The following is a 14,070-nucleotide window of genomic DNA, read 5'->3' as shown; positions in this document are numbered from 1 at the left end:
ACGACTAAACTACCGTGCGCTGTACAACTGGGTCGTGCATCCAGAGACGCTTCCCCGCCGATTTGGCACCGCGTGGGCGGACGGGAAGTGGCGAAGAGGGTGTACGTACGAACCGAACTCAAGATCTAAGGTAGGTGAGTGCTTAATGCCTTCTGTCAAAGTACGTGATAACGAGCCGTTTGACGTCGCACTGCGCCGTTTCAAGCGTTCCTGTGAAAAAGCCGGCATCCTCTCCGAAGTGCGTCGTCGCGAGCACTACGAGAAGCCGACTGCGGAGCGCAAGCGCAAGGCCGCGGCTGCGGTGAAGCGTCACGCCAAGAAGCTGCAGCGTGAGCGCAAGCGCTTCGAACGGCTCTATTGATCCGTACTGGGGGTGACCGGCGCAGCCTGCGGCGGTAACCCTGGAAGGATGCGCAAGCGGCCGCCGTCAGGTGGCCGCTTGTCTTTCCGTTAACGGCGCCACGCCCTCTCTTCTCATATGTCCCGCCGGGAGGTGGCAAGACCCCAATGGCCGGCCAGATTCCCCAGCGCTTCATCGATGATCTGCTTGCTCGCGTTGACGTGGTCGAGGTCGTGGGCGAACGAGTGCCGTTGAAGAAAGCCGGGCGCAATTATTCCGGCTTGTGTCCCTTTCATCAGGAGAAGACGCCGTCTTTTACCGTGAGCGCCGACAAGCAGTTCTACCACTGCTTTGGCTGCGGCGCTCACGGTAACGCGCTGCGCTTTCTGATGGAGTACGACAAGCTACGCTTTCCCGAAGCGGTGGAGCAGTTGGCTGCGAGGCAGGGGATCGAGGTGCCGCGGGAAGGGGCCGACGATCCGCGGGCCCAGGCCCGCGAGCGCAAGCGGCAGGAAGGCGTCAATCTGTTGGAGCTGTCGGCAAGCTTTTTCCGCGAGCGCCTGAAGATGCCTGAAGGCCAGGCGGCACGCGAGTATCTGGCTCGCCGCGGCCTGTCCTCCGAAGTGCAGCGCGACTTCGGCATCGGTTACGCTCCCGATGACTGGGAGGCGCTCAAGCGCCATCTGGGGCAGCGAGGCATCCCGGAACCGGTGCAGGTGGAGTACGGCCTGCTGGTACACCGCGAGGAGAGCGGGCGCACCTATGATCGCTTTCGCGATCGGGTAATGTTTCCGATCCGCGACGTGCGCGGTCGTACCATCGCCTTCGGTGGGCGCGTGCTCGGGGATGCCAAGCCCAAGTACCTGAACTCGCCGGAAACCCCCGTCTTCCACAAGGGTCGTGAGCTCTACGGATTGTTCGAGGCGCGCCAGGCAAATCCTCGCCTGGAACGGGTGGTGATCGTCGAGGGCTACATGGATGTGGTGGCGCTGGCTCAGTTCGGCATTCGCAATGCCGTGGCCACCTTGGGCACGTCGACCAGCGAGGACCATCTGGCCCGGCTGTTTCGCCTGGTCAGCGAGGTGGTGTTCTGCTTCGATGGCGACCGTGCGGGACGCCAGGCAGCCAGCCGGGCGTTGGAGACGGTACTGCCGCAGATGATCGACGGCCGCGAGGCACGCTTCCTGTTCCTGCCGGAAGGCGAGGATCCGGATACCTTGGTGCGCCGCGAAGGGGCCGCCGCCTTTGAGGATCGCATCACCTGTGCCAGTCCGCTGTCCGAGTTCCTCTTCGAGCAGGCGGCACGTGGGCGCGACCTGACGCGGGTCGAAGACCGCGAGCGCTTTGCCAGCCAGGTGCTGAAGGCCGCGGAGCGGCTGCCGGAGGGCATGCTCAGGACGGTGTTGCTGGGAGAGCTCTCGCGGCGCACCGGCGTCGATCAGGCGCGTTTCGAAGCGCTCATGCAGCGCCAGGAGGAGCCGTCGCCTCACCTGGTGGTTGAAGAGTCGCCGCGCGATGCGCCGCTGCCGCTCGGCCAGACCGCCGCTGCCGAGCCTGTCAGGGCGGGTAAGACGGCGGAGGCGGGAGGGCGTGGGCCGCTGGGACCGGTGGCGCGCGTGGTGCAGCTGCTGGTTCACGAGCCGGCGCTGATCGAGCGTCTGCCCGACGGCGACGACTGGTGCCCCGTCGAGGATGCCGATGGCGAGCTGTGCCGGGAGCTGGTGCGGCTGCTGCGTGCAGGGCGCTATCGCAGCCCGCAGGTACTACTGGCCCATTTCCAGGGCAGCGAATCGGGGCAGCGCCTGGCGGCACTGGCTCGGCGCGAATTGCTGATACCCCGCGAGACGCGAAGCCGGGAGCTGGAAGGATTGATCGAATATCTGCAGCGCCATCGCCAGCGCCGGTCGCCGCAGGAAGAACTCGATGCGCTGCTGGAGCGGGAGCGCGGCGGGGAGCGTCTATCGATGGAGGCCAGGCAACGGCTGATGGAGCTGTTGATGGAGCTCAAACGATAGCCGGGCGATGGGTTGAATTTTCCGCCATCGCCACCACATTAAGGGAACTGAACTCCAGCGTCGGCACAACCGATTAAATTAACACACCTGAATGACAGAGCAAATGGGCCGTACTGGCGGGGATGCGATGTTTCCCGCTATACTATTGGGCTTCATGAGTTTTCTCCACCTCACCGCTCAGGTGCTTCATTCTTCTTCGTCGAGATAGGGTTTCTATGGCTGGAAATGCGCAGCAGCAGTCACGTCTGAAGGAGTTGATCGCGCGCGGCAAGGAACAGGGCTACCTGACCTATGCCGAGGTCAACGACCACCTTCCCGAGGATATTGCCGATCCCGATCAGGTGGAAGATATCATCGGCATGATCAACGACATGGGGATCAGCGTCGTCGAGGAGGCTCCCGACGAAGATACCTTGATGATGTCCGATCACTCCGCTGACGAGTCGGCTGCCGAGGAGGCCGTGGCCGCCCTGGCGGCGGTGGAGAGCGATGTCGGTCGCACCACCGACCCGGTGCGCATGTACATGCGCGAAATGGGCACCGTGGAGCTGCTGACCCGCGAGGGCGAGATCGAGATCGCCAAGCGCATCGAGGAGGGCACCCGCGAAGTCATGTCGGCACTGGCGTGGCTGCCCGGGGCGGTGGACTCTATCCTCGAGGCCTATGACGCCACTCAGGACGAAGAGGCGCCAGGACGTCTTTCCGACCTCTTCTCGGGCTTCATCGATCCGGACGAAGGAATTCCCGGCGTGGCTGAAGCCGAGGTGCCCGAAGAAGACCTCAGCGATGACGGCGACAGCGACGACAGCGATAGCGACGACGAAGACGATGACGACACCGAGGCCGAGGAGGAGAGCACCGGCGGCCCCGACCCCGAAGAGGCCAAGGCCCGCTTCGAGCAGATTCGTGAACAGAACGAGCTGGTGCGTACCACCATTGCCAAGCACGGTCGCGAAAGCGCCGAGGCTCGGGCAGAAATGGAGCGTCTGGCGGAGCTGTTCTCGCCGATCAAGCTGGTACCGAAGCACTTCGAGCGCCTGGTCGGCCAGGTGAGGATCAGCGTCGAGCAGATTCGTGCCCAGGAAAAGGCGATCATGCAGCTCTTCGTCAAGAAGGCGAAGGTGCCACGCAAGCACTTCATCAAGGAATTTCCGGGCAACGAGTCGCGTCAGGAGTGGGTCGACGTGTTCATGGCCGATCAGAGCAAGTTCGCCGATCGCCTGGAACCGCTGCGTGCCGACATCCAGCGCGCCCAGCGGCGTATCGCCTTCGAGGAGGACATGGTCCAGCTGTCCGTGACCGAGCTCAAGGAGATCAATCGTCGTCTCTCCATTGGCGAGGCCAAGGCGCGCCGGGCCAAGAAGGAGATGGTCGAAGCCAACCTGCGTTTGGTGATCTCGATAGCCAAGAAGTACACCAACCGCGGCTTGCAGTTCCTGGATCTCATCCAGGAGGGCAACATCGGCTTGATGAAGGCGGTGGACAAGTTCGAATATCGGCGGGGCTACAAGTTCTCGACCTACGCCACCTGGTGGATTCGCCAGGCGATCACGCGCTCGATCGCCGACCAGGCGCGGACCATCCGTATTCCGGTGCACATGATCGAGACTATCAACAAGCTCAACCGCGTATCGCGTCAGATGCTGCAGGAGATGGGCCGCGAACCCACTCCGGAAGAACTGGGCGAGCGTCTCGAAATGCCCGAGGACAAGGTGCGCAAGGTGCTTAAGATCGCCAAGGAGCCGATCTCCATGGAGACGCCCATCGGGGACGACGACGATTCCCACCTGGGCGATTTCATCGAGGACGGAACCATGCAGCTGCCGGTCGATCTGGCCACCGGCGAAGGGCTGATCGAGGCGACCCGCAACGTCTTGGGCGGTCTGACCGCACGCGAGGCCAAGGTGCTGCGCATGCGTTTCGGCATCGACATGAATACCGATCATACCCTCGAGGAGGTCGGCAAGCAGTTCGACGTTACGCGCGAGCGGATCCGTCAGATCGAAGCCAAGGCGCTGCGCAAGCTGCGCCATCCGAGCCGTTCGGAGCCGCTGCGCTCATTCCTCGACGAATAACGCCCGGACCCTCGCTCGTGATCACGCAAGACGCCCGCAGCCATGCTGCGGGCGTCTTGCGTTTGATGGCAGGCAGCGGGCTGTCCCGACGCTGGCGTTCAGGGCATAGACCGGGCTTGCTGCCAGCGCCTCGCGAGCAGTACCAGCTCGATGGCGGCAATCAAGATCAGGCTGTAGCCGAGCAATTCGGTGATCTCCTCGGCGGCATCCTTGAAGGTGCGTTGATACTGGTCTTCCAGAATGGCCATCCACATCTCGCTGCGTCCATACAGGCGAGAGAAGACGTAGGTGACGAGGAAGCCCGAGGCGAAGAGGCCGAACGAGAAGCTGTTGCTGTAGGCCTTGAATTCGTTCAGGAAGCGTTGGCGTCGCCACAGCACGATGGCGAGACAGGGAAGCAGGACCAGCGTCGTCAATAGCTGCCAGGCGCCGTCGAAGACATAGATATCCAGATAGTAGTCCTGCTCACGGATCAGCGAGGTGGCGCTCAACGCCAACAATAACAGCGAGACGGTAGGGAGCTCACGCCTGACGGGAGGCATGCAGAGCAGTAGGCAAATAATGACGAGCAGGGTGCTCTGACAGAATTCGGTGAAACCCAGCTCTCCGAAGGAGCGCCTGGCGGGAAGATACAGCGCCTCGAAATAGATGCCCTGCAGAAGCGTGGCGATCAGAAGGATGTAAAGGGCTGCTCGAAGGCAGGCCGCACCGAAGCCGATAGTCGCCGTGGGCTGCGGCGACACAGAAGTTCGTGGCATGAGGATTCCGCTGGGGGAGGACTAACATACGGTAATGCATGGATTGTAGCGTCATCGATCCGGGCCTGCCATGGCCAGGCTTCGGCTACGTTGCGCCTCCTCGACGATCCAGTCATGCACCGCGGCGACTCGGCGGTCGTCCAGGGCGCCGCTGGTATGCACGATGCCGTAGCGCTTGCCGGTAGGTATGCGCTGGGGGAAGGGGGCGATCAGGCTGCCAGTCTGCAGTTCGTCGGTCAGCAGGGCCTGACGCGCAATGGCGACGCCCATACCCGCTATCGCCGCCTCCAGGGCCAGGCGATAACGGTTGAAAGTATAGCCACGGCGCACGTTGAGCGACGGTGCCTCGATGGCATGCAGGTAGTGCTCCCACTCGGCGTAAGGGTGTCCCCCCCGCCAGGCGGTGACGTCGTGCAGAAGCGGGTACCAAGCGAGATCCTGTGGCTGCGAGAGGGCGGGGCGACGGCGCATCAGCGCCGGGGAGCAGACAGGGAAAATGACCTCCTCCATCAATGGCGTGATCGAAAGGCCCGGGTAATGGCCATCGTTCAAGTCGATGGCCAGGTCGAACTCCCCCTCGCGCAGCGACAGGCTGCTGTCCTCGGCGATCACCTGGAGTTCGATATCGGGGAAGCGCGCCTGGAGTCGCGGTAGCCGCGGCATCAGCCATTTGCTGAGAAAGGCCGGTACGCTCCGTAGCCGAATCACGCCGCTCATCACACCGCTGCGCAGACGCTTCACCTCGAGGCCGACCGACTGGTAGGCCTCGTCGACCACGGCGGCGAGCCGCTTGCCCTCTTCGGTCAACTCCAGGCGTCGTGGCAGGCGGCGAAAGAGCTTGAACCCGAGACGCTCTTCGAGTTGCTTGATCTGCTGGCTCACCGCACCGGTAGTGACATGCAGCTCCTCCGCCGCGCGGGTGAAGGAGAGATGGCGGGCGCTGACGGCGAAAACCTTCAGCCAAGCGTGGGTCTGGGCATGCAAGAGACGGCTCATGGTTTAGTCATACTACACTGGGAAGGAGTTATTCTCGTTTGTCCGACACGGAAAATGCCACCACCATAGTGGCATTCATGCCCTAATGGCAAAGATGTTTTAGCCAGGCTGATCCGTCCGTGACTCGGACTGAATATCGGCCCAGGCGGCAACGAGGTGAACTGCATGGCAATCAGCGTCTTCGATCTGTTCAAGGTGGGCATCGGCCCCTCCAGCTCACATACCGTAGGGCCAATGCGAGCTGCCTTCGATTTCGTCCAGGCGCTGCGCGAGCGAGACCTGCTGGAGCGGGTGGCGCGGATCGAAGTGCAGCTTTACGGTTCGCTCAGCGCGACAGGCAAGGGCCACGGTACCGACCGTGCCGCGATCATGGGTCTCATGGGAGAGCGACCGGACAGGATCGATCCGGCCATCGTCACGCCCTGCATCGAGGAGTTGCTCGAGTCCAATACCCTGATACTGGATGGCCGTTTGCCGATTCCCTTCCTGTGGGCACGCGACATGCAGTGGTACGAGGAGTGCCTGCCCTACCATCCCAATGCCATGACGCTCGTCGCCCATGGGCATAGCGACGAACTCTGGCGTAACACCTATTACTCGGTAGGGGGCGGCTTCGTCGTCGACGAGGATCAGGCGGCTCGGGGCGAACTGGACCAGGACAAGACGGTGTTGCCCTATGACTTCAACTCCGCCGCCGAGCTGATGGCCCTGTGTCGAATGCACGATCTGCGCATCAGCGAGCTGATGCTGGAAAACGAAAAGGCCTGGCGCAGCGAGGGAGAGGTGCGCGAAGGCCTGTGGCAGATATGGCAGTCCATGCAGGCTTGTGTCGAGGCCGGGCTGCAGCATGAAGGTGTGCTGCCCGGCGGGCTTAACGTCAGGCGGCGTGCTGCGGCACTGCATCGGCGCCTGCTGGCGGCACAGGACGATCGCGGCCTGATCGCCACGACGTTCGGTGCGATGGATTGGGTCAACGTCTTCGCCCTGGCGGTGAACGAAGAGAACGCTGCAGGCGGGCGTATGGTGACTGCGCCGACCAATGGCGCGGCAGGCATCATCCCCGCCGTCTTGCACTACTACATGAAGTTCCAGTCCGACGCCAGCGAGCGCGATGTGGTGGATTTCCTGCTCGCGGCCGGAGCGGTGGGTATTCTGTGCAAGAAGAACGCTTCCATCTCCGGCGCCGAGGTAGGCTGCCAGGGTGAGGTCGGCTCGGCCTGCGCCATGGCCGCGGCGGGTCTTGCCGAGGTGATGGGCGGTAGTGTGGCCCAGGTGGAGAATGCCGCTGAAATCGGTCTGGAGCACAACCTGGGACTGACCTGCGATCCGGTGGGCGGTCTGGTGCAGGTGCCCTGCATCGAGCGTAATGCCATTGCCTCGGTCAAGGCGATCAACGCCGCCCAGATGGCCCTGCGCGGCGATGGCGATCATTTCATCTCGCTGGACAAGGCGATTCGCACCATGCGCGACACCGGGCGCGACATGCAGGACAAGTACAAGGAAACCTCCCGCGGCGGATTGGCGGTCAACGCTATCGAGTGCTAAAGGAAACGTACACGGGTTTGGCCCCTCTCGCCCTGGCTCGCCGGGCGGGAAGACGCGACACCGAACGGTGTCGCGTTTTCGTTTGCAAGCTATTGAATGGATGCGCCTCTACGCCATTGGTCGAGTTCGACCCTCAGGCTATTGCTCCCGAGGAATCTCTCCTCTAGCTTACGTTAACGTAAAGGTTAGAAGTCCCGGGCTGAGCCAAGAACAAGCAGCAGCCTTCACGACAACGACAACAATCGACATGGGTCGTCGCCAAGCGATCCGGAGAGGACGTCACATGACCCAGGAGTTCATACTGGAAACTCACGGGTTGACCAAGCAGTTCCGCGGCTTCACGGCGGTGGACGATGTCAACCTGCAGATCCGGGAAGGACACATCCACGCCCTGATCGGTCCCAATGGGGCCGGCAAGACGACAGTCTTCAACCTTCTCACCAAGTTCCTGCCGCCTACCCGGGGCGAGATCCACTACCGGGGCAAGCCGATCACTGGCATGAAGGCCAACGAGATCGCTCGCATGGGGCTGGTACGCTCGTTCCAGATCTCCGCGGTGTTCGCCCATATGACCGCACTCGAGAACGTGCGTGTGGCGCTGCAGCGGCCGATCGGCACCTCGTTCCACTTCTGGAAGTCCGAGCGCACGCTCGATCACCTAAACGAACGCGCGATCGAGCTGCTCGATGAGGTGGGCCTGCGCGACTACGCCGACGTGCTGACCGTGGAGATGCCCTACGGCCGCAAGCGTGCGCTGGAAGTGGCCACCACGCTCGCCATGGAGCCGACCCTGATGCTGCTCGACGAGCCGACCCAGGGCATGGGTGCCGAGGACGTGGATCGCATCGTTGAACTGATTCGTCGGGTGGCCAGGGGCCGCACCGTGCTGATGGTGGAGCATAACCTCAGCGTAGTGAGCCGGCTTTGCGATCGCATCACCGTGCTGGCGCGCGGTGCCGTGCTGGCGGAAGGCGACTATGCCACGGTTTCCGCCGATCCGCGGGTCCGCGAGGCGTATATGGGCAGCGAAGCCGAAACAGAGGAGGTCGACGCATGAACCAGGTCGCGGAACGTCCCGCAGCCGCCCAGTATCGGGAGCACGACGGTGTCGATATGCTGCGCGTCCGGGATCTGCACGCCTTCTACGGCGAATCCCACATCCTGCATGGTGTCGATCTCGAGGTCCGTCGTGGCGAGCTGATCACGCTGCTGGGGCGCAACGGCGCTGGGCGCAGCACCACGCTCAAGGCGATCATGAGCATGGTCGGTCGTCGCACCGGTTCGATCGTGATCAACGGCACCGAGACCATCGCCATGAAGCCGCATCGCATCCCGCGGCTAGGTATCGGCTATTGCCCCGAGGAGCGCGGCATCTTCGCCAGCCTCGACGTGGAGGAGAACCTGCTGCTGCCTCCGACCGTGCGCTCGGGAGGCATGTCGCTGGATGAGATCTACGCGATGTTCCCCAACCTCTACGAGCGACGTCGCAGCCAGGGCACCCGACTCTCGGGTGGCGAGCAGCAGATGCTGGCGATGGCGCGCATTCTGCGTACCGGTGCACAGATGCTGCTGCTTGATGAAATCACAGAGGGGCTCGCGCCGGTCATCGTCCAGACGCTTGGCGAGGTGCTGCTCAAACTGCGCGACCGCGGCATGACCATCGTGCTGGTGGAGCAGAACTTTCGCTTTGCCGCGCCGCTCGCCGACCGTCATTACGTCATGGAGCATGGACGTATCGTCGAGGAGATCGCGGCGGCGGAGCTGCCATCGAAGCGCGACCACCTGCATACGCTGCTGGGTGTCTGAACCTCTCGACCACAACCCGCGCCGCCTCGGTAGCGCACCAAACCACAACAGCAACTTTCGTAACCACCACCACAGCGATCTGTGACGCAGCTCGCCACAACAACAAGCCGCCCGAACGGGCCATGGAGACGAAAAATGACCTTCATCAAGAAGACCCTCGCCAGCAGCATTGCCATCGCCGCCGCCGCCTCGATGGCCGCGACCGCTCAGGCCGAGATCAGCGACGGCGAGGTGCGCATCGGCTATCTCGCCGACATGTCCGGCACCTACCGCGACCTGGCCGGCCCGGGTGGTCTCGAGGCCCTCCAGATGGCGATCGAGGACTTCGGAGGCAGCGTCGACGGCATGCCGATCGAAGTGTTCAGCGCCGACGACCGCAACAGCGCCGACGTGGGGGCCAACACCGTGCGCGAGTGGGTCGATCAGCGCAACGTCGACCTGGTGGCCGGCATGGTGGCTTCATCGGTGACCATCGCCGTGACCAAAGTGCTCGAGGAGAACGACGGCTTCGGCATCGTTTCCGGCTCGGCGGCATCGAGCATCACCAATGAGCACTGCACGCCCAACCATATCCACTGGGTCTACGACACCTATCCGCTGGCCAATGGCACCGCCCGGGCGGTGGTGGAGCAGGGCGGCGACTCCTGGTTCATGCTCACCGCCGACTACGCCTTCGGTCATGCCCTGGAAGCCGACGTGACCAAGGTGGTGGAGGAGAACGGTGGCGAGATCGTCGGTGGCGTGCGCCATCCGTTCCCCACCGATGATTTCTCGTCCTACATCCTCCAGGCCCAGGGCTCCGGGGCCAAGATCATCGGCCTGGCCAATGCCGGCGCCGATACCGTCAACGCAATCAACACCGCCAGTCAGTTCGGTGTGGTCGAGGCCGGCCAGCAGCTCGCCGGCCTGCTGGTATTCCTCAACGACGTCTACGCCATGGGACTCGATACCACCCAGGGGCTGCTGCTCACTACCGGCTGGTACTGGAACATGGATGAGCAGGCGCGTGAATGGGCCGAGCGCTACTACGAGCGCGTGGGCAGCATGCCGACCATGGTCCAGGCCGGCATCTACTCCAGCACCATGCACTACCTCCAGGCCGTCGAGGCGACCGGCAGCGACGACACCCAGACGGTGCGTGAGTACATGATGAAGCAGCCGATCCACGACTTCTTCGCACGCAACGGTCGCGTCCGCGAGGATGGCCGCATGGTGCATGACATGTACCTGGCCCGCGTGAAGTCACCGGATCAGTCCACCCACGAGTGGGACCTCTACGAGATCCTCACCTCCATTCCCGCCGAAGAGGCTTACCGTCCGCTCTCCGAGAGCCAGTGCAAGCTGGTCCAGAACTGAGCGTGATACGTTACGGCGGCGGCTGCGGCCGCCGCTCCTCTGACGGCGAGGAGAATCCGACATGACGATGATTTTCGGGGTGCCGGTGGCGGTGTTCATGGGCCAGCTGCTGCTGGGCCTGATCAACGGCGCCTTCTACGCCCTGCTGAGCCTGGGCCTGGCGGTGATCTTTGGCCTGCTGAAGATCGTCAACTTCGCCCACGGGGCCATGTATATGCTGGGTGCGTTCACCACCCTGCTGGGAATGCAGTATCTAGGCGTCAATTATTGGGCCGCCCTGCTGCTGACGCCGCTCGTGGTGGGACTGGGTGGCATGCTGGTCGAGCGTGTACTGCTGCGTCGCATCGCGCATCTCGATCATCTTTACGGGCTGCTGTTGACCTTCGGCCTGGCGCTGATCTTCGAAGGCAGTCTGATCAACTTCTTCGGCGTCTCCGGCGCTCGCTATCCGACTCCCGATGCACTTCAGGGAGGGTATCAGCTGGGCTTCATGTTCCTGCCCAAGTACCGTGCCTGGGTGCTGCTAGCGGCGATCATCGTGTGTGTATTTACCTGGTACATGATCGAGCGCACGCGGCTTGGCGCCTATCTGCGAGCCGGCACCGAGAACCCGGCGCTGATGCAGGCTTTCGGGGTCAACGTGCCGCTGCTGGTCACGCTCACCTACGGCTTCGGTGTGGCACTGGCGGCCTTCGCCGGGGTGCTTGCCGCACCGCTTTATCCCGTATCGCCGACCATGGGTTCCAATCTGCTGATCGTGGTCTTCGCGGTGGTGGTCATCGGCGGCATGGGCTCGATTCTGGGCGCGATTCTCACCGGCCTCGGCATGGGGCTGATAGAGGGTCTGACCAAGGTTTACTATCCGGAAGCCGCCAATACGGTGATTTTCCTGGTGATGATACTGGTGCTCCTGCTGCGACCCGCCGGCCTGTTCGGCAAGGAGGCATGACGACATGGCTAATTCACAGACACTGACCCCGGCCATGGCGCGTGCTCGACGTGCCAACCTGCGGCGCAACGCCTTCTATCTGGCGCTGATCGCGGTGGGATTGGTGGCACCGCTGGCCATCTATCCCGTGTTCCTGATGAAGGTGTTGTGCTTCGCCCTGTTCGCTTGCGCCTTCAACCTGTTGCTCGGCTACGCCGGCCTGCTCTCCTTCGGCCACGCGGCGTTTCTGGCAACCGGGGGCTACGTGACCGGCTACCTGCTGTCGAGCTACCCGGCGCTGACGCCGGAAATGGGCATCATCACCGGCACGGTTGCTGCGGTGGCACTGGGTGTGATTTTCGGCGCCCTGTCGATTCGCCGCCAGGGCATCTACTTCGCCATGGTCACCCTGGCATTGGCACAGCTGATGTTCTTCATGTACATCCAGGCGCCATTTACCGGTGGCGAGGATGGCCTGCATGGTGTGCCGCGCGGCCACCTGTTCGGCATCATCAGTCTGCGCAGCAACCTGGCGATGTACTATTTCGTCTTCGCTGTGTTCCTGCTCGGCTTCGCCTTGATCCAGCGCACCATCCACTCGCCGTTCGGCCAAGTGCTCAAGGCGATTCGTGAGAACGAGCCGCGCGCCGTTTCGCTCGGTTACAACGTCGATGCCTACAAGCTGGTGGCCTTCGTGATTTCCGCGGGTCTCGCCGGGCTGGCCGGCTCCACCAAGACGGTGGTGTTCCAGCTCGCCTCGCTGACCGACGCTCACTGGCACATGTCGGGCGAGGTGATCCTGATGACCCTGCTGGGGGGCGTGGGTACCCTGTTCGGGCCCGTGGCGGGTGCCGGCCTGGTCGTCAGCCTGCAGCATCTGCTGGCGCAGTCGCCGCTGGGCAACTGGGTGAGCCCGATTCTCGGCCTGATCTTTGTCGTCTGCGTGCTCAGCTTTCGCAGCGGGATCGTGGGCGAAATACAGAAGATGTACCGCAAGAACTTCAAGTAAGCGATTCCCTTCGCAGGGCCGCTTTTCGCAAGGCCTCTTCCTGGCGCCCTTCGGGGCGCTTTTTTGTTACGCCGGCTTGGAGGAGGCGGCCTGCGCCAGCCGAGCGGGCAGGTTCTCGACCAGGTAGTCGACGAACAGGCGCACCTTGGCGGCATGCTGGCGATGTCGAGGCATCACCGCCCAGACGCCGGCATCGCAGCACTGGAAGGGGTGGAGCACCTCGAACAATTCGCCGCTGGCCAGGTAGGGCAGCACGTAGTAGTCGGGTAGCTGAGCCAGGCCCAGGCCCTTCAGCGCTGCATCCAGCAGGGCCGGGCCGGAGTTGGCCTGCCAGGGACCGTGGACACGAACTTCGCGATGCACGCCGTCGATGTCGAAGCGCCATAGATCGCGCGAACCCACCAGGCAGCGATGCTTGCTCAGCTCGGCGACCGTATGGGGCTGCGAGTTGCGCTGGAAATAATCGGGCGAGCCGATCACGAATTCGCGCCGTTGGCACAGGCGCCTGGCCACCAGCGAAGAATCCTGCAGGGTGCCCATGCGGATCACTACGTCGTAGCCCTCGTCGATCACGTCGACCTGGCGATTGGTCAGGTGCAGGCGAGTCTCGAGTTGCGGATACTCGCGCAGGAAGTCGTTGACCAGCGGGGCGATGAAGCGCTCGCCGAAGGTCGTGGCGGAGCTCAGGCGGAGAATGCCTTCGGGACGTTCGCGCAGGGCCTGAAGAGCCGATTCCGCTTCGTGGAAACCTTCGATCAGCTCGCGGCAGCGCGCATAGTAGCGCTCGCCGGCGTCGGTCAGGCGGATCTGGCGCGTGGTGCGATAGAGCAGGGGGAGGCCGAGCTGCTGTTCCAGTTGGGCGACCTGACGGCTGATATGGGAGTTGGAAACCTGCAGCTGGCGTGCCGCGGCGGCAAAGGTGCCGAGCCTGACCACCTCCACGAAGGCTTCGATACCGTCCCAGCGTGCCATGGATCACCCCTATTATTGCTGAACGGGAATAATGTAGTGATTCTGTTGCAGTTTCATCGCCACGGCAAGGGCGCCTAGACTAAGCGTCTCATTATCCAACTGCAGGAGTTCGCCATGAAATCGCGCGCCGCCGTTGCCTGGGAAGCGGGCCAGCCGCTCGAGCTCACCGAGATCGACGTCGAGCCGCCCAAGGCGGGCGAGGTGCTGGTGCAGATCAAGGCCACCAGCGTCTGCCATACCGACGCCTATACCCTCTCTGGCGCCGACCCG

The 14,070-nt window shown here is 63.2% G+C and carries 12 protein-coding genes and 1 pseudogene; 10 read left to right on the top strand and 3 right to left on the bottom strand.

The window, feature by feature from the left end:
- The first annotated feature begins 145 nt into the window (after positions 1–145).
- The 3 genes from rpsU to rpoD all read left to right on the top strand — a co-directional run bounded on the left by rpsU (position 146) and on the right by rpoD (position 4,430).
- Positions 146–361, top strand: a complete 216-nt coding sequence (gene rpsU, locus CYJ07_RS05345) for a 30S ribosomal protein S21 (protein ID WP_010629611.1) — start codon at positions 146–148, stop codon at positions 359–361.
- Positions 362–507: 146 nt separating this feature from the next.
- The gene (gene dnaG / locus CYJ07_RS05340) at positions 508–2,355 is read left to right on the top strand and encodes a DNA primase (protein ID WP_104202658.1); all 1,848 of its coding nucleotides are present in this window, start codon (positions 508–510) and stop codon (positions 2,353–2,355) included.
- A 215-nt stretch (positions 2,356–2,570) separates the two neighbouring features.
- Complete coding sequence (gene rpoD / locus CYJ07_RS05335; RefSeq protein ID WP_104202657.1) at positions 2,571–4,430, top strand: RNA polymerase sigma factor RpoD; 1,860 nt, start codon at positions 2,571–2,573, stop codon at positions 4,428–4,430.
- Between the two features lie 98 nt (positions 4,431–4,528).
- On the opposite strand, the gene CYJ07_RS05330 is transcribed toward rpoD, so the two are convergent.
- Together CYJ07_RS05330 and CYJ07_RS05325 are read right to left on the bottom strand one after the other, a co-directional pair.
- Positions 4,529–5,188, bottom strand: coding sequence for a hypothetical protein (locus tag CYJ07_RS05330; RefSeq protein WP_104202656.1), 660 nt, complete (start codon positions 5,186–5,188; stop codon positions 4,529–4,531).
- A 51-nt stretch (positions 5,189–5,239) separates the two neighbouring features.
- On the bottom strand, positions 5,240–6,184 hold the full coding sequence (locus CYJ07_RS05325) for a LysR substrate-binding domain-containing protein (RefSeq protein WP_104202655.1): 945 nt from the start codon (positions 6,182–6,184) through the stop codon (positions 5,240–5,242).
- 165 nt (positions 6,185–6,349) lie between these two features.
- Between CYJ07_RS05325 and CYJ07_RS05320 the strand changes: the two genes are divergently transcribed.
- From CYJ07_RS05320 to CYJ07_RS05295, 6 genes are all read left to right on the top strand, one after another.
- On the top strand, positions 6,350–7,729 hold the full coding sequence (locus CYJ07_RS05320; protein WP_104202654.1) for an L-serine ammonia-lyase: 1,380 nt from the start codon (positions 6,350–6,352) through the stop codon (positions 7,727–7,729).
- 283 nt (positions 7,730–8,012) lie between these two features.
- Positions 8,013–8,786: an ABC transporter ATP-binding protein gene (locus CYJ07_RS05315; protein ID WP_104202653.1), complete on the top strand. Its 774-nt coding sequence runs from the start codon at positions 8,013–8,015 to the stop codon at positions 8,784–8,786.
- Positions 8,783–9,535, top strand: coding sequence for an ABC transporter ATP-binding protein (locus tag CYJ07_RS05310; RefSeq protein WP_104202652.1), 753 nt, complete (start codon positions 8,783–8,785; stop codon positions 9,533–9,535). The genes CYJ07_RS05315 and CYJ07_RS05310 overlap by 4 nt, the downstream gene beginning before the upstream one ends.
- 135 nt (positions 9,536–9,670) lie before the next feature.
- Positions 9,671–10,891 (top strand): ABC transporter substrate-binding protein, encoded by a 1,221-nt coding sequence (locus tag CYJ07_RS05305; protein WP_104202651.1) that lies wholly within the window; start codon positions 9,671–9,673, stop codon positions 10,889–10,891.
- Between the two features lie 61 nt (positions 10,892–10,952).
- Positions 10,953–11,840 carry a branched-chain amino acid ABC transporter permease gene (locus CYJ07_RS05300; RefSeq protein WP_104202650.1) on the top strand — a complete coding sequence of 296 codons (888 nt, stop codon included), beginning with the start codon at positions 10,953–10,955 and terminating at the stop codon, positions 11,838–11,840.
- A gap of 4 nt (positions 11,841–11,844) precedes the next feature.
- Positions 11,845–12,828: a branched-chain amino acid ABC transporter permease gene (locus CYJ07_RS05295; RefSeq protein WP_104202649.1), complete on the top strand. Its 984-nt coding sequence runs from the start codon at positions 11,845–11,847 to the stop codon at positions 12,826–12,828.
- 66 nt (positions 12,829–12,894) lie between these two features.
- On the opposite strand, the gene CYJ07_RS05290 is transcribed toward CYJ07_RS05295, so the two are convergent.
- Positions 12,895–13,800: a LysR family transcriptional regulator gene (locus CYJ07_RS05290; RefSeq protein ID WP_104202648.1), complete on the bottom strand. Its 906-nt coding sequence runs from the start codon at positions 13,798–13,800 to the stop codon at positions 12,895–12,897.
- Between the two features lie 114 nt (positions 13,801–13,914).
- On the opposite strand from CYJ07_RS05290, the pseudogene CYJ07_RS05285 reads away from it, so the two are divergent.
- Positions 13,915–14,070, top strand: a pseudogene (locus CYJ07_RS05285) (S-(hydroxymethyl)glutathione dehydrogenase); the annotation flags it as partial.

The organism is Billgrantia saliphila (assembly GCF_002930105.1).
GTDB lineage: Bacteria > Pseudomonadota > Gammaproteobacteria > Pseudomonadales > Halomonadaceae > Halomonas > Halomonas saliphila.
The sequence above is the reverse complement of the archived record's forward strand: the minus strand, read 5'-3'. Positions and strand labels throughout refer to the sequence as shown.

What these genes read in the sequence shown, in the direction of transcription:
- rpsU (WP_010629611.1), top strand. Translation starts at nt 146, where the DNA reads ATGCCTTCTGTCAAAGTACGTGATAACGAGCCGTTTGACGTCGCACTG.
- dnaG (WP_104202658.1), top strand. Translation starts at nt 508, where the DNA reads ATGGCCGGCCAGATTCCCCAGCGCTTCATCGATGATCTGCTTGCTCGC.
- rpoD (WP_104202657.1), top strand. Translation starts at nt 2,571, where the DNA reads ATGGCTGGAAATGCGCAGCAGCAGTCACGTCTGAAGGAGTTGATCGCG.
- CYJ07_RS05330 (WP_104202656.1), bottom strand. Translation starts at nt 5,188, where the DNA reads ATGCCACGAACTTCTGTGTCGCCGCAGCCCACGGCGACTATCGGCTTC.
- CYJ07_RS05325 (WP_104202655.1), bottom strand. Translation starts at nt 6,184, where the DNA reads ATGAGCCGTCTCTTGCATGCCCAGACCCACGCTTGGCTGAAGGTTTTC.
- CYJ07_RS05320 (WP_104202654.1), top strand. Translation starts at nt 6,350, where the DNA reads ATGGCAATCAGCGTCTTCGATCTGTTCAAGGTGGGCATCGGCCCCTCC.
- CYJ07_RS05315 (WP_104202653.1), top strand. Translation starts at nt 8,013, where the DNA reads ATGACCCAGGAGTTCATACTGGAAACTCACGGGTTGACCAAGCAGTTC.
- CYJ07_RS05310 (WP_104202652.1), top strand. Translation starts at nt 8,783, where the DNA reads ATGAACCAGGTCGCGGAACGTCCCGCAGCCGCCCAGTATCGGGAGCAC.
- CYJ07_RS05305 (WP_104202651.1), top strand. Translation starts at nt 9,671, where the DNA reads ATGACCTTCATCAAGAAGACCCTCGCCAGCAGCATTGCCATCGCCGCC.
- CYJ07_RS05300 (WP_104202650.1), top strand. Translation starts at nt 10,953, where the DNA reads ATGACGATGATTTTCGGGGTGCCGGTGGCGGTGTTCATGGGCCAGCTG.
- CYJ07_RS05295 (WP_104202649.1), top strand. Translation starts at nt 11,845, where the DNA reads ATGGCTAATTCACAGACACTGACCCCGGCCATGGCGCGTGCTCGACGT.
- CYJ07_RS05290 (WP_104202648.1), bottom strand. Translation starts at nt 13,800, where the DNA reads ATGGCACGCTGGGACGGTATCGAAGCCTTCGTGGAGGTGGTCAGGCTC.